This window comes from Burkholderia sp. Ac-20392 (assembly GCF_017104585.1).
Classification (GTDB): Bacteria; Pseudomonadota; Gammaproteobacteria; order Burkholderiales; family Burkholderiaceae; genus Burkholderia; species Burkholderia lata.
In genome coordinates this window covers 50,879-71,615 of the sequence record NZ_JAAGPB010000006.1, presented here as the reverse complement: position 1 = coordinate 71,615, position 20,737 = coordinate 50,879, and the positions used below count along the sequence as shown (strand labels likewise).

The window sequence follows — 20,737 nt, the reverse complement described above, 5'->3', positions numbered from 1 at the left end:
GAGCGCCGCCGCGCCCTGGGCGGCGCGCGCGAATGCATGCGCGTCGGTTTCGAGGCGTGCCGCGTGCTCGGCAAGGTGCAGCCCTTCGTCGGTCGGCGGCCAGCCGCGCGGCAGCCGGTCGAACAGCCGGATGCCGAGCGCGGACTCCAGTGCGTCGATGCGCCGCGCGACCGTCGAATGCTGAACCTGCAGCGCCCGCGCGGCGGCCGACAGGCTGCCGCTGCGCATCACCGCAAGGAAATAGCGGATGTCGTCCCAGCTCATCGGCAGCGCGGACGCGGGAACGGAATCCGGATCGGTCGAATTTTGCACAGTAGATGGGCGCTTGGCGGGAATTCCGCTCGATTATGCACGATGGGATGATCGTGTCACTTCAATTCGATTGTGAGGAACGTCATGACCCAGACTGCCACCGCCATCCGGATCGGGATCGACCGCTACGGCGACGCCGGCGTGCTGCGCCGCGTCGATGCACCCGTCGCGCCGCCCGGCGCCGGCGAAGTGAGGATTCGCCAGACCGCGATCGGCGTGAATTTCGTCGACATCTATTTCAGGACGGGGGCGCACGCGTTGCCCGCGCTGCCGGATGCGCTGGGCGTCGAGGCGGCCGGCGTGATCGACGCGGTCGGGCCGGGCGTGACGGATCTCGTTCCCGGCCAGCGTGTCGCGTATGCGGGCATGCCGACCGGCAGCTATGCGAACCTGCGCACGATGCCGGCCGAGCGCGTGTTGCCGATCCCCGACGGGTTGAGCGACGAAGCCGCCGCGGCCGGGCTGCTGAAAGGGATCACCGTTTACATGCTGCTGCATCGCGTCCGGCAGGTTGGCGCCGGCGACACGGTGCTCGTGCATGCGGCGGCCGGCGGCGTCGGGCTGCTGGCGACGCAATGGGCGCGTGCGCTCGGCGCGCGGGTGATCGGCACGGTCGGGTCGGCCGCGAAGGCCGCGCTTGCGCGCACGCATGGCGCCGAGGCGGTCGTCGATTACCGTGAAGAGGATTTTGTCGCGGCGGCACGCGCGTTCGGCGGCGGCGCGGGGGTCGATTTTGCGATCGACGGGATCGGCGGCGACGTGCTGACGCGCACGCTCGGCGCGGTCCGTCCGTTCGGGATGGTCGCGAGCATCGGGCAGGTGGCCGCGATCGGTGCGCGGCAGACGTTCGATCTCAACGAGCTGGGGCCGGCGCGGTCGATCGGGCTGGCGCGGCCGAGCGTGCTCGGCTTCATCGCGCGCGACGTTGACGGATATCGGGAGGCTGCACGCGCGACGCTCGAACGGCTGGCGGGCGGGATGCGTGTGGAGATCGGCGCGCGGTTGCCGCTCGAACAGGCGGCCGATGCGCACCGATTGCTGGAGTCGCGTGCGACGACGGGCGGGGTCGTGCTGGTCCCTTGACGGCGGCCGGACGGGGATCGCGATGCGGCTCGACGCGCGCGTCGCGATCCACGGGAGGCTCAGTTGTGCTTGCGCAGCGGCGCATCCTCGACGAACCACGCGAGCACGAACGCGATCGCGATGACGGTCGCCGCGGCGAGATACACGACATGCAGCGAGCCGGCGAACGCATGCAGATACGTGTCGCGCACGGCGTCCGGCAACTGGTGCACGGCGGCCGGGCCGAGCGCGGGCGGCAGCTCCGTGCCGGCCGGCAGCGCAGCCATCACCCGCGACTGCAGCCCGTGCGAGAACAACGCGCCGAACGCCGCGACACCGAGCGAGCCGCCGATCGAGCGGAACAGCGTCGCGCCCGACGTCGCAACGCCCATGTGCCGGAATTCGACCGTGTTCTGCACGGCGAGCGTGAGCACGGGCATCACCATGCCGAGCCCGATCCCGAGCAGCGCCATGTATGCGTACATCGTGTGCAGCGGCGTATCGAGCGTCAGCGTCGACAGCAGCGCCATCGCGATGCCGCCGGTCAGCGTGCCCAGGATCGGGAACATCCGGTACGAGCCGAGTCGCGAGATCAGCCGGCCGCTGACGATCGACGTCACGAGCATCCCGCCCATCATCGGCAGCAACTGCATCCCGGCCTGCGACGGCGTCGAGCCCTTCACGACCTGCAGGTAGAGCGGGATGAACGTGACCGAGCCGAACAGCGCGATGCCGACGACGAAGCCGATCAGGCTGACCAGCACGAAGGTGCGATGGCGGAACAGTTCGAGCGGCATGATCGGCTCGGCCGCGAGCCGCTCTTCATAAATGAAGCCGCCGATCGCGACGACGCCGAGCACGAGCGTCATCCACAGCTGCGGCGACGTCCACGGCAGCAGTGAGCCGCCTTCGCTCGTGAACAGGATCACGCAAGTGAGGGCGGTGGCGAGGAACGCGGCGCCCATGTAGTCGATCCGGTGCTTCACGTGCGCGGTGTGCGGCCGGAACGCGACGCCGATCACCGCGAGCGCGAGAAAACCGAGCGGCAGGTTGATCGTGAAGATCCAGCGCCACGACAGGTGCTCGACCAGGAAGCCGCCGAGCAGCGGGCCGATGATCGTCGCGAGGCCGTACACGCCGCCGAACATCCCCTGGTAGCGCGCGCGGCGATCGGGCGGCACCAGGTCGCCGATCGCGGCCATCGTGACGACCATCAGGCCGCCGCCGCCGAGCCCCTGCAGCGCGCGCAGCACGATCAGCTGCGTCATGTCCTGCGCGACGCCGCACAGCGCGGAGCCCGCCAGGAACAGCACGATCGCGGCCTGCAGCACGATCTTGCGGCCGTACAGGTCGCCGAGCTTGCCGTACAGCGGCAGCACGACGGTGGAGGAGAGCAGGTACGCGGTGACGACCCACGACAGCTGGTCGAGCCCGCCGAGCTCGCCGACGATCGTCGGCAGCGCGGTCGACACGATCGTCTGGTCGAGCGCGGACAGCAGCATGACGAGCAGCAGCGCGGCGACGATCAGCCCGGTCGGCGCGTCGCGGCGGGCCGCTTCGGCGGCCGGCGGAGTAAGGAGGGTGTCGGTTGTCATCGAGATATCTGCCATGGCAGGGAATTGTGTCGAACTATAGCGGCAGATAGTTGACTGGTCAATTTCTGCCTAGCCTCGATGTGTTGCAACCGTAACAGGAGATTGCCGGCCCGAAAAATTGACCGGGATCAGGGGAAAGCGGGGACGGACTCAAGTTTTTTGCAGGCAAACCGTAATCCAGAGTGCTGCGGACCGTTTGCCGCGGCACTTTTCACCGCTCACGTCCCGTCATGAACCTGAACGCCCTGTTTTCCCGTTTCTCGATCCGTACGCGGATCTTCTCCACGCTCGGCCTCGTCGCCGTGCTGCTCGTCGTGTCGGGGCTGATCGGCCTCGCCGGCATGCAGAGCTCGAACCGCGCGCTCGACGAGGCTTATACGCAGCAACTGGCTGCGAAGACCGCATTGTCCGCGGCCAGCCTGAACCTGACGATCGTGCGCACGACGCTCGACCGCGCGATGCTGCATCCGGAAGCGCCGGAAGTGCCCGATCTCGTCAAGAAGGCCGAGAACTATCTCGCGAAGGCCGACAACGCATGGCGCGGTTACGCGTCGATGCCGCACGACGGCGATGAAGGCCCGCTCGCGAGCCGCCTCGACGCCGCGCGCCAGGCGCTGATCGGGCAGGCGCTGAAGCCGATGATCGACGCGGTCCGCGACGGCCGCCGCGACGAGGCCGACCGGCTGCTGATGTCGGTTGCGCCGCCGCTGTCGGTCGCGCTCACGCAGGCGACCGATGCGCTCGACGCGTACCAGGTCGCACGCGGCAAGGACGTGTACGACACCGCGCAGACCTATTACGGCTGGATGCGCGCGGGCGCGATCGCCGGTATCGCGTTCGGCCTGGCCGCGTGCCTCGGCTGCGCGATCGGCCTGCATTACGCGATCACGCAGCCGGTGAACCGTCTGCTGTCGCATTTCCGCCGCCTGTCGGACGGCGACCTGACGTCGGAAGTGCGCTGGTCGTCGCGCGACGAGATGGCCGAACTGGTCAAGGGCGTGACCGGCATGCAGCGCAGCCTCGCGGACACCGTGCGCCAGGTCAGCCAGGGTTCCGAAGCGATCTCGACGGCGACGCACCAGATCGCGGCCGGCAACACCGACCTGTCGCAGCGCACCGAGGAACAGGCGTCCGCGCTGCAGGAGACGGCCGCGAGCATGGAGCAGCTCACCGCGACCGTGAAGCAGAACGCGGACAACGCGGTGGAGGCGCAGGCCTGCGCGGATACCGCGAGCGAGATCGCCACGCGCGGCGCGACGGTCGTCGGTGAGGTGATCGGCACGATGAACGAGATCGACCAGAGCTCGCAGAAGGTCGCCGACATCATCGGCACGATCGAAGGCATCGCGTTCCAGACCAACATCCTCGCGCTGAATGCGGCGGTCGAAGCCGCGCGTGCGGGCGAGCAGGGCCGCGGTTTCGCGGTGGTCGCGGGCGAGGTGCGCACGCTTGCGCAACGCTCGGCTTCCGCGGCGAAGGAAATCCGCACGCTGATCGGCGAATCGGTCGAGCGCGTCGCGATCGGCTCGCGGCTCGTCGGCACGGCCGGCGCGACGATGCAGGACATCCAGCAGGCGATCGGACGCGTGACGGGCATCATGACCGAGATCGCGGCCGCGTCGAGCGAGCAGCGCGACGGGATCGAGCAGGTGAACCGCGCGGTGTCGCAGATGGACCAGGTGTCGCAGCAGAACGCGGCGCTCGTCGAGCAGGCCGCGGCGGCTGCCGCGTCGCTCGAAGAGCAGGCAGACGGGTTGCGTCGTGCGGTGGGGGCGTTCCGGGTGGCTTGATCGATGGTGGGCGGCGACGGGGCGGGTGCTTGCCTGCCGGTCGCCGGCCCGTTATGTCAGACGGCCGTGAGCTGCGCGGCCGCGCGTGACGACGCGACGATCAGCAGCTTCATCGTCGCACGCGTCGCGCCGACGAACAGCTTGCGCGCGGCACGCGCGTCGAGCGTGTCGAAGTCGACCTCGGTGAGGATCACGCACGGCGCCGACTGGCCCTTGAAGCGGTAGATCGAATCGAGCAGCACGTCGCCTTCGCGATACTCCGGGTTGCCGAACAGGTCGTACTTGCCGGTAAAGCTCTTGAGCCGGTGCGGGCCGAGCTGGTCGAGCGGTGCGAGCACCGAGCCCTCGCGGCCGCGATACGACAGCACCGCGATGTCCTGTTTGCGGAAGCCGAGCGACAACGCGTGCGTGATCGCCCGCTTGGTCGCGTCGATGCAGGCGTCGGCCAACGCGTCGCCCGACGCACCTTCTTCCCCGTACGACGACACCGACGGATCCGAACCGTCGAACGGGCTGCCCGAGCGCAATTCGGCCGCAAGCGGCTCGACCCGGCCGACGATGTCTCGCACGAACTCGAGCAGGTCGCGCGGGCTGCGGTAGTTCGTGAGCGCTTTCAGCGTGACCCAGCCCGGCAGAGCGACGGGCTCGCGCATGTACAGGTTCTGCAGCGGATCCTCCAGCCACCACCATGCGCCCTCCGGCGCCAGCAAGCGCTCCAGCGCGGCCGCCCACGGTGCATGGAAATCCTGCCCTTCGTCGACGACCAGTACGTCGAAGCGCCAGTGCTCGGGAATCGGCGTTTCCGCGAAGCGCGCCTCGAGCCGCTCGAATTCGCCGGGCACCTGGAAATCGGGCGTATAGCCGCCGTCGCGCGCGACCCAGTCGCATAGCTGGTGGTAGTTCGCGATCTTCGCGCCGGGCGGCGCGATGCGCGCGATGTAGTCGGCGAGCGGCCGGTTGAAGCACACGTAGAGCACGCGCTTGCCAGCCGCGACCGCATCGCGCATCGCCTGCACCGCGAGCTGCGTCTTGCCCGAGCCGGCCGTGCCGGTGACGCGCAGCCGGAACGGCGCGAATTCGAGCTGGCGCGCCCATGCGGCCAGCCCGCCCGACAGCCGCGTGACGAGCGTGCCGGCCTGCCCGACGAGCGCGCTCGTGTCGGGCGTGAGCGCGAGCTCGTCCGCGAGGAAATGGTGGAGTTTCGGTGCGTTCGGGAAGTGCTCGTCGTCCTCGGGCAGGATCTGCAGGATCACCTGCGCGAGCTGCGCCTTGCGCGACGCATCGACGATGCGGTCGGCCGCGACGCCGGCGATCGACGCGTCGCGGATCGAGTAGTCGGGGCAGTACAGCAGCGCCTCGACGCCGTAGACGCCCGCGCCGAGCGCGGCCGTCAGGCGCCGGTGCAGCGTTTCCTGCGTGCGCGCGAGCTGGATCGGGACATTGCGTTCCTTCTGCAGATAGACCTTCACGAGCCCCTTCGGCGTTTCGCGCAGGAAGCCGGCTTTCTGCTCGATCAGCAGCACGCGGCCGGCCGGGCTCACGACGACGAACGCAGCCTCGCCGAACACCGAGAACGCCTGGTCGGCGCGGGTCCAGTGCACGCCGTGATACACGGTGTAGCTGTCGGGCAGCGCGTGTTCGAGCGCGGCGAGCGTTTCGCGCTCGCGTTCTGCCGCGCCGGTTGCGGCGAGGCTTTTCCAGTCGTCGGGGATGAGGCGGGCCATGGCGTCGGGCGGCGGAAGCCGGCGTGGGCGTGAACGGGTGCGGCTATTGTACTGAGCTATGCACCGGTTCACGACCGCCGTGCCGCGCGGACGTTGGCCGTCAGGAGGAGGAACGGCCCGGGAGCGTTACCCGCGGGCGAGCCGTTTCGCGAGATCGGCGCTGAGGATCGCCATGCGCGCGGGTTTTTCGTAGCAGACGACGTCGAATGCACGGATCACTTCGCTGATGTCGGCTTCGCTCGCGCGGCCGGTGAGCAGGTCGCCCGTCAGCACGAAGATCGGCGCGCCCGGGTTGTCGGACGTGCGCACGGCCTTGATCGCGGTGGCGGCCGTGCTGTCGTCGAACAGCCATTCGGTGAGGACCGCGTCGAACGCCTGGCCCTGCAGCGCGTCGACGAACGGCGCGAGGCCGTCGAATGCGGCGGTCGCGAAACCCTGGCGTTCGAGATAGCGGCACAGCTCGGTCGCGCTGACGCGATCGGGGTCGATCACCGCGACGACGAGCTTGTCGCTCTCGGCGCGGCGCGGATAGATCTCGATCTTGTGCACGTCGTACGCGTTCTGGTACAGCACGCCGGTGTGGCGCAGCACGCGCCAGCGGCCGTTTTGTTCATACGCAACGAATTCGGGGCGTGCGCCGGCTTCGAGCGGCGCGCCGATCCAGGCGGTGCACGGAATCTCGGCGACGCCCGCGTAAAGGACGGCTTCCTGCGAATAGGCGCCGACCATGCCGGGGTCGAGCGTTTGCGCGCCGAACAGCTGGGCGGCGGGTTCGCCGTACGCTTCGGCGACTTTCTTGATCTGCGCGAGCGTCCAGGGGCTGCTGCCGCGCAGTTTGCGGTGGCCTTGCGAGAAACTCAGGTCAAGGATGCGGCACAGCTCGGTGGTCTGCTGGCGCTTGCCGATGCCGTTGCGGGTCATCAGCTCGCGCACGCGCTCGGCAACCGCGAGGGAATCCGTGGTGATTGCTTCAGTGGTCATGCTACGGGAACGGATCGTGACGTTCAGAACGACGCCTTGCGGCAGTCTCGACGGACAGTCTTCATGACGTCCAGGGGCGAGCCGACCGGCCACGCGCGGAAAAGATAACTTTACCGCAAAATGGTCGTTATTCAGCGTCGTGAAAGGTGCGTTTGTGTGAAAGGTGTGTCACGACGTTACCACCGAGGTCCGTATCCGGATGCATTAACGCCTGACAGGAAACAATGACGACAACCTATCCGCTGCACGATGCCCTGACCCTCGCCGGCACTCCATTGCCAACCGACGCCGATATCGTGATTGTCGGCGCCGGCATCATGGGCTGCGCAGCCGCGTATTACCTGGGCCTGCGCGGCCTGAAGGCCGTCGTGCTCGACAAGTCGCGCATCGCCGGACAGCAGTCGACCCGTGCGTGGGGCTTCGTGCGGCAGCAGGGGCGCGAAGCGGCCGAGGTGCCGCTGATGATGGCCGGCATGAAAATCTGGGAGGAGTTAGAGGAAACCCTCGGTTTCGATCTCGAATGGCGGCAGGGCGGCTGTCTTTATATTGCGGACAACGAAACGGACTGGGCGTCGTTCAACGCGTGGCTCGCCGTCGCGCGCGAACACGGGCTCGACACGCGCACGCTGACGCGTGCGCAGATCGACGAGCGTGTCAGCGGCCTTTCGCCGCAGGCACGCACGCTCGGCGGGCTGTACACCGCAACCGACGGGCAGGCCGAGCCGCGCCGCGTGGCTGCCGCATTCGCCGCGCGTGCCGCCGAGGCGGGCGCGCGCTTCTTCGAAGGGTGCGGCGTGACCGCGATCGAGACGGCCGGCGGTGCGGTGGTCGGTGTCGTGACCGAGCGCGGCACGATCCGCACGCGGCGCGTGATCTGCGCGGCCGGTGCGACCAGCTTCCGGCTGCTCGACGGCGTCGGCATCCGTCTGCCGCAGCAGGCCGTGCGCGGCACCTGCATGCGCACCAATGTGGTGCCGCCGGTGTCGGCGTCGACGGTGTGGGGCCACGGCCTCGGCATCCGGCAGCGCAAGAACGGTGCAATCAATCTCGCCGACGACATGCAGGTCGACGTCGACCTGACGCTCGGCCACCTGCGCGGATTGAGCCTGTTCTGGCCGGCGTTCTGGTCGCAGCGCGACAAATTCCGGCTGCACGTGAACGGGTCCGCGTGGCGCGACGCGCTGGCCCGCATCAATGGTGCGACCGGGCCGATCGAGCCGCGCGATCCGCAGCCGCAGCCGAATCGCGCGCATGCGCCGCGCGCGCTCGCGAAGCTCAAGGCGATCTTCCCCGCGCTGAAGGACGCGCAGATCGTCGAGGCCTGGGCCGGCCTGATCGACGTGCTGCCCGACGGCATTCCGGTGATTGATGCACCGGGCACGCCGTCCGGGCTCGCGATTGCGACGGGGTTCTGCGGCCACGGTTTCGCGATGGGGCCGATCGTCGGGCGGCTGCTTGCCGAATGGGTCGACACGGGCGCGCCGTCGCTCGACCTGTCGGCGTTTCGCGCGCAGCGCTTCGTCGACGGCACGATGGTGCGGCCGCGCAGCATGCTGTAACGGACGAATCGACGCGATGACGTCGGCCGGTCGCGGCCGACCCATCGTAGAATCGAGCCCGCATCCTTCAGGAGATTCCCCGTTGGCTTCGCCCTCCGCCCAGCGCCGCTCGTTGCGCTCACGCCTGCGTCGCGCCCGCAATCCGTGGCAGGCGCCGCGTGCACGCACGCTGTTCACGCGTCCCGCGACGTCGCCGCGGCGCACGCTGATGTTCCGTATCGGCGCGGTCGTGCTGCTGTGCACGCTCGCGTTCCTCGTGCTGTATCTCGATCGCGACGGCTTGCGCGATTCGACCAAGAGCACGCCGATGACTGTCGCCGATCTCGTGTACTTCACGATGGTCACGGTCGCGACGGTCGGCTACGGCGACATCGTGCCCGTCACCGCACGGGCGCGTCTCATCGACGCGTTCTTCATCGTGCCGATCCGCATCGTCATCTGGTTCATTTTCCTGGGCACGGCTTATCAGTTCGTGATCCAGCGCGTCGTCGAGGAATTCCGCATGAAACGCCTGCAAAAGCAATTGTCCGATCACATCGTTGTATGCGGTTATGGCCTGTCCGGCTCGATCGCGGTGCGCGAGCTGCTCGAGAGCGGCGTCGATCCGGCGACGCTCATCGTGATCGATTCGCAGCAGCAGGCGATCGAGGCCGCGACGTCGCTCGGCGTGGCGGGATTGCTCGGCGATCCCGCGCACGAGGATCTGCTGCAGCAGGCGCAGGTGCGTGAGGCGAAGGCCGTGATCATTTCGGTGACCGATGATCCGACCGCGATCCTGCTCACGTTGTCGGTGCGCAGCATCGCGCCCGATACGAAGATCGTCGTGCGGATCCAGGAGAACCTGTACCAGCGGCAACTTCGGCAGGCGGGCGCCGACGTGATCGTGTCGTCGACGAAGATCGGCGCGCTGCTGCTCGCGGATGCCGTGCATAGCCGCTACATCGTGCCGTTCGTGAACGACATGCTGTCGACGCGCGGCCGTGCGACGCTGCTGGAGCGCGAGGCGATGCCGCAAGAGGTCGGCTGCATGACGAACGTCGTGCCGGGCGCGATCGTCGTCGGGCTCGATCGATGCGGGAAGATCTTTTCGTTCTACGAGGATCCGCCGTGCCGGATCGAGGCGGGGGACACGCTGGTCGTGATCCAGTCGGCGCGGATTCCCGATCCGGATATTTGAGCATGCTCAGATCGACGTGCACGCGGCGAGTGCGCGCACGTCCGCAACGTGCTCGATATCCATCACCAGCGCCTTGAGCTGATGAACCTTCGCGCGAGGCAACACGATCGACGCGTTGTCTTCGAACTTGCCGATGATTTCCGCCTCGCTCGCCGGATTGGCCTGCGCGCCGCGATTGGCCGCCATCCGATGCTCGAAGATCCGGGCGTCCTTCAGCTTGATCCTGACCCACCCGGGGAATGAACCGGGATAGCCGGTATCGTCGGATTCCGTGAATTTCAGTCTTTGAGCCAGCTTCAGGATGCGGTCGTCCTTGATGGTTTCGTCGCTGAACTCCCTGAGCCCGACCTTGCCCCGGTGCAGCATCACCGACACGACGTAAGGCAGGCTGAACTTGGCCGTGTACGCCGTTTTCGGCACGTAGCGATCTTCCCGCGGGTGGCAAAGCAGCTCGGCCTGCATCGGTGAAATGATGCATTCGATTTCCTCGATGTCATCCAGCGCGAACGGATGCGCCTTGCGGATCTCCTTCACGCAGTCGAGAAACGCCTGCGTGTGATGGCAGCAGGGGTACAGCTTGTACGCGATGTCATTCACTTCCCACGTGGTCCCGAGGTTGGCCACGGCTTTATTCAGGTCGTAGTTGCCTTCCGGCAGAAAGGAATTGAAGAAGCCGTATCGCCCCTCGAACACCGTGTTCGGGCCGGTGACGCCTTCCTCGGCCAGGAGGCTCGCGATGATCCCGCTGTACGCCGCCCAGCCGGGCTGGATCTGCTTGAGCGAGGACTTCGCATTCAGGCACTCGAGAATGCCCGACGCCTGGCTGCCCGCGATGCCCAGCGCATTGCATTGCACGCCGGCGTCCAGGCCGTTCAGCTTGCCGGCGATCAGCACCGCGCCGAAGATCCCGACCAGCGACGTCGCATGGTAGCCCCTCATGTGGAAGACGCCGGGCGCGGCCATGCCGAGCCGTGTCGTCGTTTCGTAGCCGGCGACGACGGCAGTGAGGAAATCCCTTCCGCTGGCTCCGACCGATTCCGCGACGGCGAGGCTCGCGGGCACGACCACCGAGCTGATATGGATCACCGAACCTTGATGCGTGTCGTCGAAGTCGGGGCCGTGGGCTGCGCTCGAATTGATCAGCGCGGCGGCGGCCGCGGAGAACTTGCCCGTGCCGCCGATGATCGACGATTCCGGGTGCGTGCCGATTCGCGCCATGGTTCGCTTGACCGCCTGCGCGGTGTCGTCTTGCGATGCGGCGAGGCAGATGCCGATCGTGTCGAGCACGTGCAGCCTGGCGTTGGCCAGTGCGTCGGCAGGGATGTCGGAGAAATCGAGGTTCCGGGAGAACTGGATGAGTTGTTCGGAGAGGGTCATGTCAGATAGGTCGCAGTGTCGCTCGCATTACGCGGTTGTCTGAATGTCGGGGTTCGCGGGTCGATGCGTCGAACGGGTCAACGCGTGTGCGTCCCGCTCGTTTCGCGGCGCGGCAACGCGTCTTCGCGGATCATGGCGGCCGCTTTCTCGCCGATCATGATGCAGGGCGCGTTGGTGTTGCCGGCGTTGATCGTCGGCATGATTGCGCCGTCGGCGACGCGCAGGCGCTGCACGCCGTGAACCCGTAGCCGCGGGTCGACGACCGCCATCGCATCCACGCCCATCTTGCAGGTTCCGACCTGATGCCAGCCGCAATTGCCGATGGTCTTGAGATGCTCGAGCAGGCGTTCATCGGTGGTGGCGCCGGGGCCCGGTGAAATTTCTTCGACGACGCGCTCGGCCATCGGTCGGGCAGCCATGATTTCGCGCATCCGGCGCACGCCGCGCAGCGTGCGGATCGCGTCGTCCGGTGCCGCCAGGTAGTTGGGCTGGAACACGGGCGCTTCCAGCGGATCGGGCGAGGCGAGGTCGACCCAGCCGCGCGACGCCGGATTGAGCAGCACCACGCCGGCACTGAGGCCCGGGAAGCGGTCGACGATGACCGCGCCCTTCGGATGGAACGTGTAGGACAGGGGCCGCAGCACCAGTTGAAGATCCGGTTGCCCGAGATCGGCGGAACTGCGCACGAAGGCCGCGCCTTGCGATGCGGAGATCGCCAGGACGCCGGTACGCGTCAGCAGATAGCGCGCGCCTTCGACATATTTGCGCAGCCCGGAAAGGCGCTGGTTATACGAGCTTCCCGGCGTGACTTTCCAGATCATCGGCGCAAACCAGTGGTCCTGGAGGTTTTGTCCCACGCCCGGCAGGTCCACGCGCGTGTCGATGCCCTTGGCCTGCAGTTTCGCGCCGTCGCCGATGCCGGACAGCATCAGCAGGTGAGGCGAATTGAGCGAGCCTGCCGAGATCACGATTTCCCGCGCCGCCTCGATGATTCGCCGCTCGCCGTTCTGCAGGATCTCGATGCCGGTCGCGACGTTGCCCTGCATCACCACGCGCAGGACGCGCGCATTGCCGAGGACCGTCAGGTTGCGGCGCTGCAGGTGAGGCTCGATGAAGGCGTTGAAGGACGTCTCGCGGCGTCCGTCGCGAATCGTGTGCTGCTGAAAGTCGACGCCCTCGTAAGGCGGCGCATTGAGGTCCTTGATATGGGGAATGCCGATACTGTCGGCGGCGCGGATGAAATCCTCGATCGCGGGGCTGCGGGTGACGGGATCGGACACCCGCAGCGGGCCGTCCGCGCCGTGATGCTCGCTGGCGCCCCGCGCATTGGACTCGGAACGCTTGAAGTAGGGCAGGACGTCTTCCCATCCCCAGCCGTCGTTGCCGAGGCTTTTCCAGCGTTCGTAATCCAGCGGATTGCCGCGGATATAAACCATGCCGTTGACGGCGCTGGTGCCGCCCATCGTGCGCCCGCGCGGCCAGTAGATCTTGCGGTCGTGAATCTGCGGGCCGGCTTCGGTGAAATACGACCAGTTGTAGCGCTTTTCCAGAAACAACCGCCCCATGCCCGCCGGCGAGCGAATCCAGAAATTGTCGGCCGGCCCGCCGGCCTCGATCAGCAGCACCCGGTTCTGCGGATCCTCCGACAGGCGGCTGGCAACCGGGCAGCCCGCCGAACCGGCGCCCACGACGATGTAGTCATACATTTCCATGCGCGTTTTCCTTGTGCCCGGGAAGGGCGTCATCTCCCGCGGCGGCTTCAGCTCGACAGTTGTTCTGCATAACTGACCGGTATGCCGATCGACTTGATTTCGACATAGCCATCGAAACCTTCGATGCCGGCCTCGCGGCCGATCCCGGACTTCTTCCTTCCGCCGAGCGGCGAGTGATAGCCCGCGCTGGCGCCGTTGATGTCGATTGCACCGGTCCTGACGCGTCTCGCGACGTTCACCGCCCGCTCGGTGTCGGCGGAAAACACAGCGCCGTGCAGCCCGTACGCCGAGTGGTTGGCGATCGCCACGGCTTCGTCGTCGGTGTCGAAGGACAGGATCGAGATCACCGGGCCGAAGATTTCTTCCTGCGCGATCACCGCATCCTGGTCGACGTCGGCGAAGATCGTGGGCTCCACGAACCAGCCGCGCGTGAGCCCCTTCGGCCGGCCACCGCCGAGCACGAGCCGGGCTTCCTGTTTGCCTTTCGCGATATAGCGTTCAACCCGGTCGCGTTGGCGGGCACTGACGAGCGGCCCGATCTGGGTCAGCGGGTCGAACGGATCGCCGACCGGCATCGAGCGGACCATCTCGACGAACGCGTCGATCAGTTCGTCCTTGCGGTGTTTCGAGACGAGCAGGCGCGTCTTGTTGCTGCACACCTGGCCCGAGTTGCGCAGCGAGCCCATCCGCAGCGACTCCACCGCCTTGCCGATATCGGCATCGTCGAGCACGATGGCGGCCGATTTGCCGCCCAATTCGAGCGTGACGCGCCTGATCTCGTTTCCGCACAATGCGCCGAGGCGCTGGCCGGCGGCGCTGGAACCCGTGAACGAAACCTTGTCGACCTCCGGATGCATGCAGAGGTACTCGCTGACCTCGCGGTCGGCAGGGAGAACGTTCAGTACGCCCTTCGGCAAGCCGGCCTTCTCCGCGAGTTCGGCCAGCAGATAGGCGTCGAGCGGCGTTTCGGGCGCGGGCTTGAGGATGACCGTGTTCCCGGCCAGCAGCGCAGGGGCGAGTTTCAGGACCGCTATCTGCAGCGGCGCGTTCCATGGCACGACAGCGGCAACGACGCCGAGCGGTTCGCGTAACACGAGGCCGTTGCCGGTCGCGGTGAGGCGGACCTGCGAAAACGGATAGTGCGGCGCCACCTCCAGGAACATGCCCAGCATGCTGACGGGCCCGCCTGCCTGCATCCATCGCGAGATCGAGATCGGGCAACCCATCTCCTCGGTGACGAGGTGCGCGATCAGGCTTTCGTACTCGATCAGCAACTCGCGCAACCGGGCCATCACGTCCATGCGCTGGTGCAGCGACAGGCGCGGCCACGGGCCATGGTCGAATGCATGGCGGGCAGCGGCCACGGCGGCATCCGCGTCCACTTTCGACGCGGAGATGACGCTGGCCATCTTCTCTTCGGTCAACGGGGACACGAGATCGACGAAGTGCGTGGAGTCGGGTTTGACCCATTCTCCACCGATGTACAGCCGGTCGTTTCGGCCTTCCCAGATCATGATTGTTCTCCGCCCGTCGCGCTCAGCCCTTGATGTACTGGTCGAAGTTGTCGCCGAAGCTTGCACCTGCGCCGAGCGGTTCGGCGCGAACGACGGCGGCCAGCAGCGTGGCCGGCTGGCCGCCGGTTTCGCGCCAGCTGTGCTTGACTCCGCGATCGACGATCAGGTCGCCCGCCTTGAGCTCCACGCTGCCCGTTTCGAGTTCGAGGAGAACCTTGCCGCTCAGGACAACGACATAATCGATCGTGTCGGTCGTATGCCAGGCGGACGGCGCATCGGACGAGGACGGAGAAAACAGCAGGAAGAACGTCGAGCTGGAAAAAGTGTCCGTGCCGAACGGTGCCGCCGCCTCGTCGTTGCCGGCGTTGCTGACCGGATAGCCGTCCGTTTTCCAGATCACGGCCGGAACGCCCTGACATTCGGGAATCTGGTTCAGCGTCTTGTCGGAAACCACGCAGGACTTGCCTTCGTTGTCGAGGCCCGTGACGATGCGGCGATGGGTGAATGCCATTGTTTTCTCCTGATGCGCAGCGAAGATTGCCGATCGTCGATCGATCGGTTTCGGGAATCCGGAACGGACAGGAGAAGGCTATCGGGTGGGGCCGTGCATGTCTGCTACCTGCCGAGGGGGCGCACTTACCCTAGGTCGTCGTTCGTATCGTTGCTGCGTGACCGGTTTCGTCGAGCCGGATGCGGCGCAATTTGCCTGCCTGACGTCCCGGCGAACGCGCGGCTATCGTGAAACGGCGCGCGACGTGACGCCTCGATCGGCGTGCCGGAATGCTATTCTTTTCGCAAAGACAGCATTCGAACGATTCATGGAGACAGACGTGCGTACCAAGGTAGAAAGGTCGCCTGCTTCATCGATGGCGACGGACTGGCGATGGAGCAGCGGCTTCCAGTGGGACAGCCTGCTCGCATCATTCGGGCGTCCGACATTCGAAGTCGAGGTGACGCGGCTGCTGGTCGAGGCGCTGGGTGTCGACCAGGTGCATATCTTTCGCGGCACGGTCGACGAACCGCAGATCGTTGCATCCATTTGCGCGAGCGGCACCGGACGAGCCGAGCAGCAGAGCGGAATCTATATCGACCAGAAGGTGTGGCGCTTCGATTCCGAGTTTTCCCGCTACGACCATGACATCGAGCACGGCCCGGCCGTCTTTCGCTTCGATACCGTACGCACCAAGAGCCAGGAAATGCGGGATTTCTACGAGTTCGTGGACGTGGGCGAGCGGGTCGTCGCGATTGGCGACAGTCCTTCCGGGAGGCTCTATCTGGCTGGCATCCGGTCGCGAGCACGCGGATGCTTCACGGCGGACGAGGAGAACCGGTTGCGCCTGCTCGGCGAGATGGCCTTTCCGATGGTGGCGCGGCATTACGCGTTGCAACGGGAGAAGCAGGCGATGTCCAGGGCGCTGACGTCACTGCCCATCATCGAACGGTGCCTGTCGTTGTGTCGCGAGAATTTTTCGAAGCGGGAAGGCCAGGTGGCCGCGCGCATGCTCTACGGCCTGTCGACGGAAGGCATCGCACTGGACCTGGGCATCAGTGCCGATACGGTCGTGTGCTATCGGCGCCGCTTCTATCAGCGTTTCGGCATCGGCTGTTTTCGCGACCTGGTCATCTGGTACATGGACCTGTATGGCGCGGTGGGGCATTACCTGGAACCGAACTAGGCATGCCGTTCTTTTCCGGCGGGCCATCGGCCCGTACCACCGAACGGCGAATCGATCGGCGCGGGAACGCCGAACGGATTCGCCACGGCGCGTGTATCGGTCAGGGCTTGCGGTAGTACTTCGGATAGTACTGGGCGACGACCGGCGTCGATTCCGCCCACGTTCGGCAACGGTTGATGAAAAATGGCGGTGCATCGTTGCCGAACGTCGTGTCGACCTGGTCGGGCGTGAACTGCAACTGATACGCGAAGATCGTCTGGTAGGCGGTCGTCGCCATCGACAGGATCAGGTCTCTCAGGTGCGTGCAACTCCGCACACCGCCGAGGGTGTCGTCAACGGCACGCCGGAAACCGCGCGTCAGCGATTTTCCGACGAGGCCCTGCGTGGGATCGTTCGCGCCCGGGCAATACGCGAACGGCGTCGCGGGCATCGACGTGGCCACTTCGTGAATCTTCAGGTCGTTGTCGACGGTCAGTCTTGCGCACATGTTGTGATACGGCGTGCCGGCGGGCAGCGTGCCGCGCTCGCGATCCACACTGTCGTAACCCTTCTCGTCGACGATCTCTCCTTCGATGTCCCACAGGCCGTCGTCGCGTAGAAAACCTCGGGTAATGACGCGCCGCTCGTGCAACATCTGTCGTGGTTGGGGAGGAGGCAGCTTCATTTCGTCATTTCCTTCGGAGCGGAGCGGGGGCGTCGCGTTGAACGGCATCGATGGTTGGGGGAACGGCGATCGCGGTGCACATGCGACCGCGGCGTGGCAGGGGGCGAAGCTGCGGTGGTGAATCGACATCGCGACCGGTGCGGCGCTTCGTGCCGCAGGTGCGATTTTAACCTACCTTCCGTTAGGCTGGATTGCCGCGGAAGATCGAGCGGAATGGATGTGCCGGCCAGCGGCTATGGCCGCTTTGCCTTCATCGAAACCTCCGTGTGCGCATGACTCCGGCGTTTCAGCGGGATCGGGAAATCAAATCGAAAAGAGCGGCCGGCATGCCTGCAGGCAGAGGTCGGCCGCTCGCGCCGTCAGAGCGTCGTATAGCCACCGTCGACTACCAGTTCCGAACCCGTCACGTAGGACGACTCGTCGCTTGCAAGGAAGAGCACGACGTTCGCGACTTCCTCGGGCTTGCCCGGGCGGGACAGCGGAATCCTGGACAGCACGGCCTTGACGATCTCGGGATCCTCGAACAGATACGCGCTCTGCGGGGTATGGATCAGGCCCGGGTGCACGGAATTCACACGAATGCCGAACGCCGCGAGATCGACGGCGGCACCTTTCGACAGGAGGCGGTTCGCCCCTTTCGATGCGCCGTAGCCAGGATGCAGGTTGGGGAAACAGATCATCCCGGCGATCGACGACATGTTCACGATCGATCCACCGCCGGCCTTCTTCATGTGGGGCAGCACCGCCTTGATGCCCAGGAACTGGCCATTGAGGTTCAGCGCGATCAGCTGGCTTAGCCCGTCGAGGGTGGCTTGGTCCCAGGTCTCCGGGGTCCCGGGCAATCCCGCGTTGTTCACGAGGACGTTCACTTGCCCCCATTGCGTCAGCGTCTTGTCGACGGCCGCCTGCCAGTCGCCTTCCTGCGTGACGTCCAGCCGGGCGTGATCTGCGGTCAGGCCTTGCTCCCGAATCTCCGCCGCAACCTGCGCGGCTCCATCCTCGCGGAGATCCGTGACCAGGACATTCGCACCTTCCAGCGCGAGGCGTCGCGCGCTGGCGGCGCCCATGCCGCTGGCAGCGCCGGTGATGATCACGGTTTTTCCGAGCATTCGATTCATTCAAGTCTCCTGGAAATGTTGTTCTTGACTCTGTTTTTAATGCAGGACTACTTATCGAGAAAGCTGGGCGACTCGAGGAAACTGCCGCAGGTAACGTCCGGTGTGCGTCGTGAGCCGGTGAGTGGCTCAGCCGCGCAATGCCAGTCGTGCAGCGGACTGGACGGTGGCAGCGCAGGGTACGAACACGGACATCGCGTCATGTCCGGGGCAATCGAGTGCTTGTGCAGCGTATCCGCATCGAGTCGCCCCGTAAATTCGCATTTTTAGAATTGTCGCTTCGACGAGCCCGAATCGCTGCATGTCGCAGTCGATTTGTTCCGGGCGATGGAATCGGATTGCCGAATCGCGATCGCCATGGGGGGCGTGGATGTCGGCGCGCAGCGCAGAAGCGGACCGCGACCGCGTTACGTGTCGTGCGACTGGGCCGACAGCGCGCCGGCCACGTCCCGACGTTCTTCGGATGGCGTGGACTGGCGCCGATATTGCAGCGGGGAACAGGACATCGTCCGCTTGAACGCGGTGCTGAACGCGCTTTCGGATTCGTAGCCGAGCGAAAAGGCGATCGACGAGACGCTCTGCTCGCCGTCGCGCAGGAGATTCGCGGCCGTCAGCATGCGCCATCGCGTGACATAGCCGATGGCCGTCCCGCCTTCGAGCTCCTTGAACCGTTGCGCGAAACCCGAACGCGACATCCCGGCGATCTTCGCCAGTTCCGCCAGCGTCCAGGGATGGGCCGGATCGGCATGGATCGCGCGAATGGCCGCACCGATCTGCCGGTCGGACAGCGCCAGGAACCAGCCGGGAGACAGGCTGGTCGAGGTTTCGAGGTGGAGCCGCAGTACCTGCACCAGCATGCAGTGAACGAGGTGCGTGGCCATCAGCGCGGAACCCGGCCGTTCCTGGCGGACTTCCTCGGCAAGCTGCTCCAGCGACCAGCGCAGCACTTCCGCATGACCCGTTGCGCTCGGGACATTGACGATCGCCGGCAGCGTGTCGAACAGCGGCGCGGCGTGGCTTGCGGAAACGTCGAAGCGGCCGCTGATCAGCAGCACCTCGCCGCCGCCGTTCCAGACCGCCACGCCGTCGCGGGCCGCGGCATCCATGACCGGCTGGCAGTCGGCGGGCGGCAACGCGGGATCGGACGCGAGCACGAACCGTCGGCCGCTGTTCAGCAGGAAGCAGTCGCCCGGGTTGAACCGGACGGGTTCGGCAAGGTCGTCGACGATGCCCCAGCAACTGCCGCGGACCACGGCGGTGAACTTGATGCCCGGATTGGCCGGAAACGAAAAGGACCAGTCTCCCGCCGCATCGAGCGATGCGTAGAACTGGCTGCGCGGCTTCAGGAGCGTGAGTACGTCTGACAAGGGATCCATCGAGGGCGTCCTGGACGATCTACAAAGAATGACAGACTTTATCGTATGGAGTGTCCAGGGTTCAACCGCTAATCTTGAGGGCGTCGAAGGAGGCGGCGTGCCGATCTCCTTCATGTCCCTGGAGCGCCGGGCTTGCGGCCCGGATTGGCATTCGGCAGTCGTTGCACGCTCCTTCAGCCCGATGGTGGGCGGACACGGCAAGGAGAAGGTTCATGAGCAAGGTGTGGTTCATTACCGGCGCATCGTCGGGATTCGGGCGGGCGCTGGCGGAAGCGGTGCTGGCCGCCGGCGACAGCGCCGTGCTGGCGGCTCGCCGGGGCGATGCGCTCGACGCGATCGTCGGCCGGCATGGCGATCGTGCGCTGGCGGTATCGATGGACGTGACGAACGCCGACGCGCGGCAGCGGGCCGTTCGTGCGGCGCTGACGCGCTTCGGGCGTGTCGACGTGCTCGCGAACATCGCGGGCCGGGGATCGTGCGGGGCGGCGGAAGAATTTTCGGGCGAGCAGCTTCGCGAACAACTGGAGCTCAACTTCATCGCTCCCGTCGAGCTGACGCGGGAAGTGTTGCCCCATATGCGCGCACGGGGCGCCGGACACATCCTCAACCTGACCAGCATCGCGGGTCTCGCGCCCATTCCGGCCTGCGCGCTCTATTGCGCGGCGAAGTTCGCGCTCGAAGGATGGAGCGAGACACTGCATCAGGAGGTCGGGCCGCTGGGCATCCGCGTGACGATTGTCGAGCCGGGTGGTTTCCGGACGGAATTCAACGGCGCGGCGATCATGCGGCCCGATCGATCCATCGACGCCTACCGGCCGACGGTCGAGCCGATTCTGCAGTTCCTCGAGAGCGAGAGCGGCCGGCAGCCGGGGGACCCGGACAAGGCTGCGCGCCTGATGATCGAAGCGGTCAACAGCGATACGCCGCCGCTGAGACTGATGCTCGGCGCCGATGCGTATCAACTCTGGGAACAGACGGCGGCCGCGCGCGATGCCGATATTTCCGCTTGGCGCGAGAAGGGCGAGGCGACGGCCTACGACGACGCGCAACCGACGCCGATCGGCGGCGCTTGAGCGCGACCGTCCCCATTCATTGAATCAGGA

17 protein-coding genes are annotated in these 20,737 nt (G+C 66.4%); 6 read left to right on the top strand and 11 right to left on the bottom strand.

Going from position 1 to position 20,737, the window contains the following annotated elements; translation table 11 throughout:
• Positions 1-264 (bottom strand): LysR family transcriptional regulator (locus tag G3N99_RS01770; RefSeq protein ID WP_206121477.1); only part of this gene is annotated, 264 nt, incomplete at its 3' end.
• A 132-nt stretch (positions 265-396) separates the two neighbouring features.
• Here G3N99_RS01770 and G3N99_RS01765 point away from each other — a divergent pair.
• The gene (locus tag G3N99_RS01765; RefSeq protein WP_206121472.1) at positions 397-1,395 is read left to right on the top strand and encodes a quinone oxidoreductase; all 999 of its coding nucleotides are present in this window, start codon (positions 397-399) and stop codon (positions 1,393-1,395) included.
• A 59-nt stretch (positions 1,396-1,454) separates the two neighbouring features.
• Here the strand turns inward: G3N99_RS01765 and G3N99_RS01760 are convergent, their stop codons facing one another.
• Positions 1,455-2,969, bottom strand: a complete 1,515-nt coding sequence (locus G3N99_RS01760; protein ID WP_174981943.1) for an MDR family MFS transporter — start codon at positions 2,967-2,969, stop codon at positions 1,455-1,457.
• Positions 2,970-3,199: 230 nt separating this feature from the next.
• Between G3N99_RS01760 and G3N99_RS01755 the strand changes: the two genes are divergently transcribed.
• Entirely contained in the window at positions 3,200-4,759 is a 1,560-nt protein-coding gene (locus G3N99_RS01755; protein WP_206121471.1) for a methyl-accepting chemotaxis protein, read from the top strand.
• Positions 4,760-4,815: 56 nt separating this feature from the next.
• Here G3N99_RS01755 and G3N99_RS01750 read toward each other — a convergent pair whose 3' ends face one another.
• Positions 4,816-6,483 (bottom strand): ATP-dependent helicase, encoded by a 1,668-nt coding sequence (locus G3N99_RS01750; RefSeq protein ID WP_206121470.1) that lies wholly within the window; start codon positions 6,481-6,483, stop codon positions 4,816-4,818.
• 126 nt (positions 6,484-6,609) lie between these two features.
• Positions 6,610-7,464 (bottom strand): helix-turn-helix domain-containing protein, encoded by an 855-nt coding sequence (locus tag G3N99_RS01745; RefSeq protein ID WP_006485970.1) that lies wholly within the window; start codon positions 7,462-7,464, stop codon positions 6,610-6,612.
• 224 nt (positions 7,465-7,688) lie between these two features.
• On the opposite strand from G3N99_RS01745, the gene G3N99_RS01740 reads away from it, so the two are divergent.
• Positions 7,689-9,023 (top strand): FAD-binding oxidoreductase, encoded by a 1,335-nt coding sequence (locus tag G3N99_RS01740; RefSeq protein WP_206121469.1) that lies wholly within the window; start codon positions 7,689-7,691, stop codon positions 9,021-9,023.
• 82 nt (positions 9,024-9,105) lie between these two features.
• Positions 9,106-10,200 carry a potassium channel protein gene (locus G3N99_RS01735; protein WP_174937636.1) on the top strand — a complete coding sequence of 365 codons (1,095 nt, stop codon included), beginning with the start codon at positions 9,106-9,108 and terminating at the stop codon, positions 10,198-10,200.
• A 6-nt stretch (positions 10,201-10,206) separates the two neighbouring features.
• Here G3N99_RS01735 and G3N99_RS01730 read toward each other — a convergent pair whose 3' ends face one another.
• The 4 genes from G3N99_RS01730 to G3N99_RS01715 all read right to left on the bottom strand — a co-directional run bounded on the left by G3N99_RS01730 (position 10,207) and on the right by G3N99_RS01715 (position 15,314).
• Positions 10,207-11,577: an MmgE/PrpD family protein gene (locus G3N99_RS01730; RefSeq protein ID WP_206121468.1), complete on the bottom strand. Its 1,371-nt coding sequence runs from the start codon at positions 11,575-11,577 to the stop codon at positions 10,207-10,209.
• Positions 11,578-11,654: 77 nt separating this feature from the next.
• Positions 11,655-13,289, bottom strand: coding sequence for a GMC family oxidoreductase N-terminal domain-containing protein (locus G3N99_RS01725; RefSeq protein WP_206121467.1), 1,635 nt, complete (start codon positions 13,287-13,289; stop codon positions 11,655-11,657).
• A gap of 47 nt (positions 13,290-13,336) precedes the next feature.
• A complete protein-coding gene (locus G3N99_RS01720; protein WP_206121466.1) occupies positions 13,337-14,803 on the bottom strand; it encodes an aldehyde dehydrogenase in 1,467 nt (488 codons plus the stop codon).
• Positions 14,804-14,825: 22 nt separating this feature from the next.
• Entirely contained in the window at positions 14,826-15,314 is a 489-nt protein-coding gene (locus tag G3N99_RS01715) for a cupin domain-containing protein (RefSeq protein WP_174951731.1), read from the bottom strand.
• 157 nt (positions 15,315-15,471) lie between these two features.
• On the opposite strand from G3N99_RS01715, the gene G3N99_RS42505 reads away from it, so the two are divergent.
• Positions 15,472-16,479 carry a LuxR C-terminal-related transcriptional regulator gene (locus G3N99_RS42505; protein ID WP_206121465.1) on the top strand — a complete coding sequence of 336 codons (1,008 nt, stop codon included), beginning with the start codon at positions 15,472-15,474 and terminating at the stop codon, positions 16,477-16,479.
• A gap of 100 nt (positions 16,480-16,579) precedes the next feature.
• Here the strand turns inward: G3N99_RS42505 and G3N99_RS01705 are convergent, their stop codons facing one another.
• From G3N99_RS01705 to G3N99_RS01695, 3 genes are all read right to left on the bottom strand, one after another.
• Positions 16,580-17,143, bottom strand: a complete 564-nt coding sequence (locus tag G3N99_RS01705; protein WP_206121464.1) for a DUF2889 domain-containing protein — start codon at positions 17,141-17,143, stop codon at positions 16,580-16,582.
• A gap of 359 nt (positions 17,144-17,502) precedes the next feature.
• The gene (locus tag G3N99_RS01700) at positions 17,503-18,261 is read right to left on the bottom strand and encodes a glucose 1-dehydrogenase (RefSeq protein WP_174981925.1); all 759 of its coding nucleotides are present in this window, start codon (positions 18,259-18,261) and stop codon (positions 17,503-17,505) included.
• 404 nt (positions 18,262-18,665) lie between these two features.
• Positions 18,666-19,748 carry an AraC family transcriptional regulator gene (locus G3N99_RS01695; protein ID WP_241011408.1) on the bottom strand — a complete coding sequence of 361 codons (1,083 nt, stop codon included), beginning with the start codon at positions 19,746-19,748 and terminating at the stop codon, positions 18,666-18,668.
• A gap of 98 nt (positions 19,749-19,846) precedes the next feature.
• Between G3N99_RS01695 and G3N99_RS01690 the strand changes: the two genes are divergently transcribed.
• Complete coding sequence (locus tag G3N99_RS01690) at positions 19,847-20,707, top strand: oxidoreductase (RefSeq protein WP_206121475.1); 861 nt, start codon at positions 19,847-19,849, stop codon at positions 20,705-20,707.
• The last annotated feature ends 30 nt before the right edge of the window (positions 20,708-20,737 follow it).

Coding starts and splice junctions, on each gene's coding strand:
- G3N99_RS01700 (WP_174981925.1), bottom strand. CDS start 18,261: ATGAATCGAATGCTCGGAAAAACCGTGATCATCACCGGCGCTGCCAGC.
- G3N99_RS01725 (WP_206121467.1), bottom strand. CDS start 13,289: ATGGAAATGTATGACTACATCGTCGTGGGCGCCGGTTCGGCGGGCTGC.
- G3N99_RS01740 (WP_206121469.1), top strand. CDS start 7,689: ATGACGACAACCTATCCGCTGCACGATGCCCTGACCCTCGCCGGCACT.
- G3N99_RS01715 (WP_174951731.1), bottom strand. CDS start 15,314: ATGGCATTCACCCATCGCCGCATCGTCACGGGCCTCGACAACGAAGGC.
- G3N99_RS01750 (WP_206121470.1), bottom strand. CDS start 6,483: ATGGCCCGCCTCATCCCCGACGACTGGAAAAGCCTCGCCGCAACCGGC.
- G3N99_RS01720 (WP_206121466.1), bottom strand. CDS start 14,803: ATGATCTGGGAAGGCCGAAACGACCGGCTGTACATCGGTGGAGAATGG.
- G3N99_RS01760 (WP_174981943.1), bottom strand. CDS start 2,969: ATGACAACCGACACCCTCCTTACTCCGCCGGCCGCCGAAGCGGCCCGC.
- G3N99_RS01765 (WP_206121472.1), top strand. CDS start 397: ATGACCCAGACTGCCACCGCCATCCGGATCGGGATCGACCGCTACGGC.
- G3N99_RS01730 (WP_206121468.1), bottom strand. CDS start 11,577: ATGACCCTCTCCGAACAACTCATCCAGTTCTCCCGGAACCTCGATTTC.
- G3N99_RS01755 (WP_206121471.1), top strand. CDS start 3,200: ATGAACCTGAACGCCCTGTTTTCCCGTTTCTCGATCCGTACGCGGATC.
- G3N99_RS01745 (WP_006485970.1), bottom strand. CDS start 7,464: ATGACCACTGAAGCAATCACCACGGATTCCCTCGCGGTTGCCGAGCGC.
- G3N99_RS01695 (WP_241011408.1), bottom strand. CDS start 19,748: ATGAAGGAGATCGGCACGCCGCCTCCTTCGACGCCCTCAAGATTAGCG.
- G3N99_RS01690 (WP_206121475.1), top strand. CDS start 19,847: ATGAGCAAGGTGTGGTTCATTACCGGCGCATCGTCGGGATTCGGGCGG.
- G3N99_RS01705 (WP_206121464.1), bottom strand. CDS start 17,143: ATGAAGCTGCCTCCTCCCCAACCACGACAGATGTTGCACGAGCGGCGC.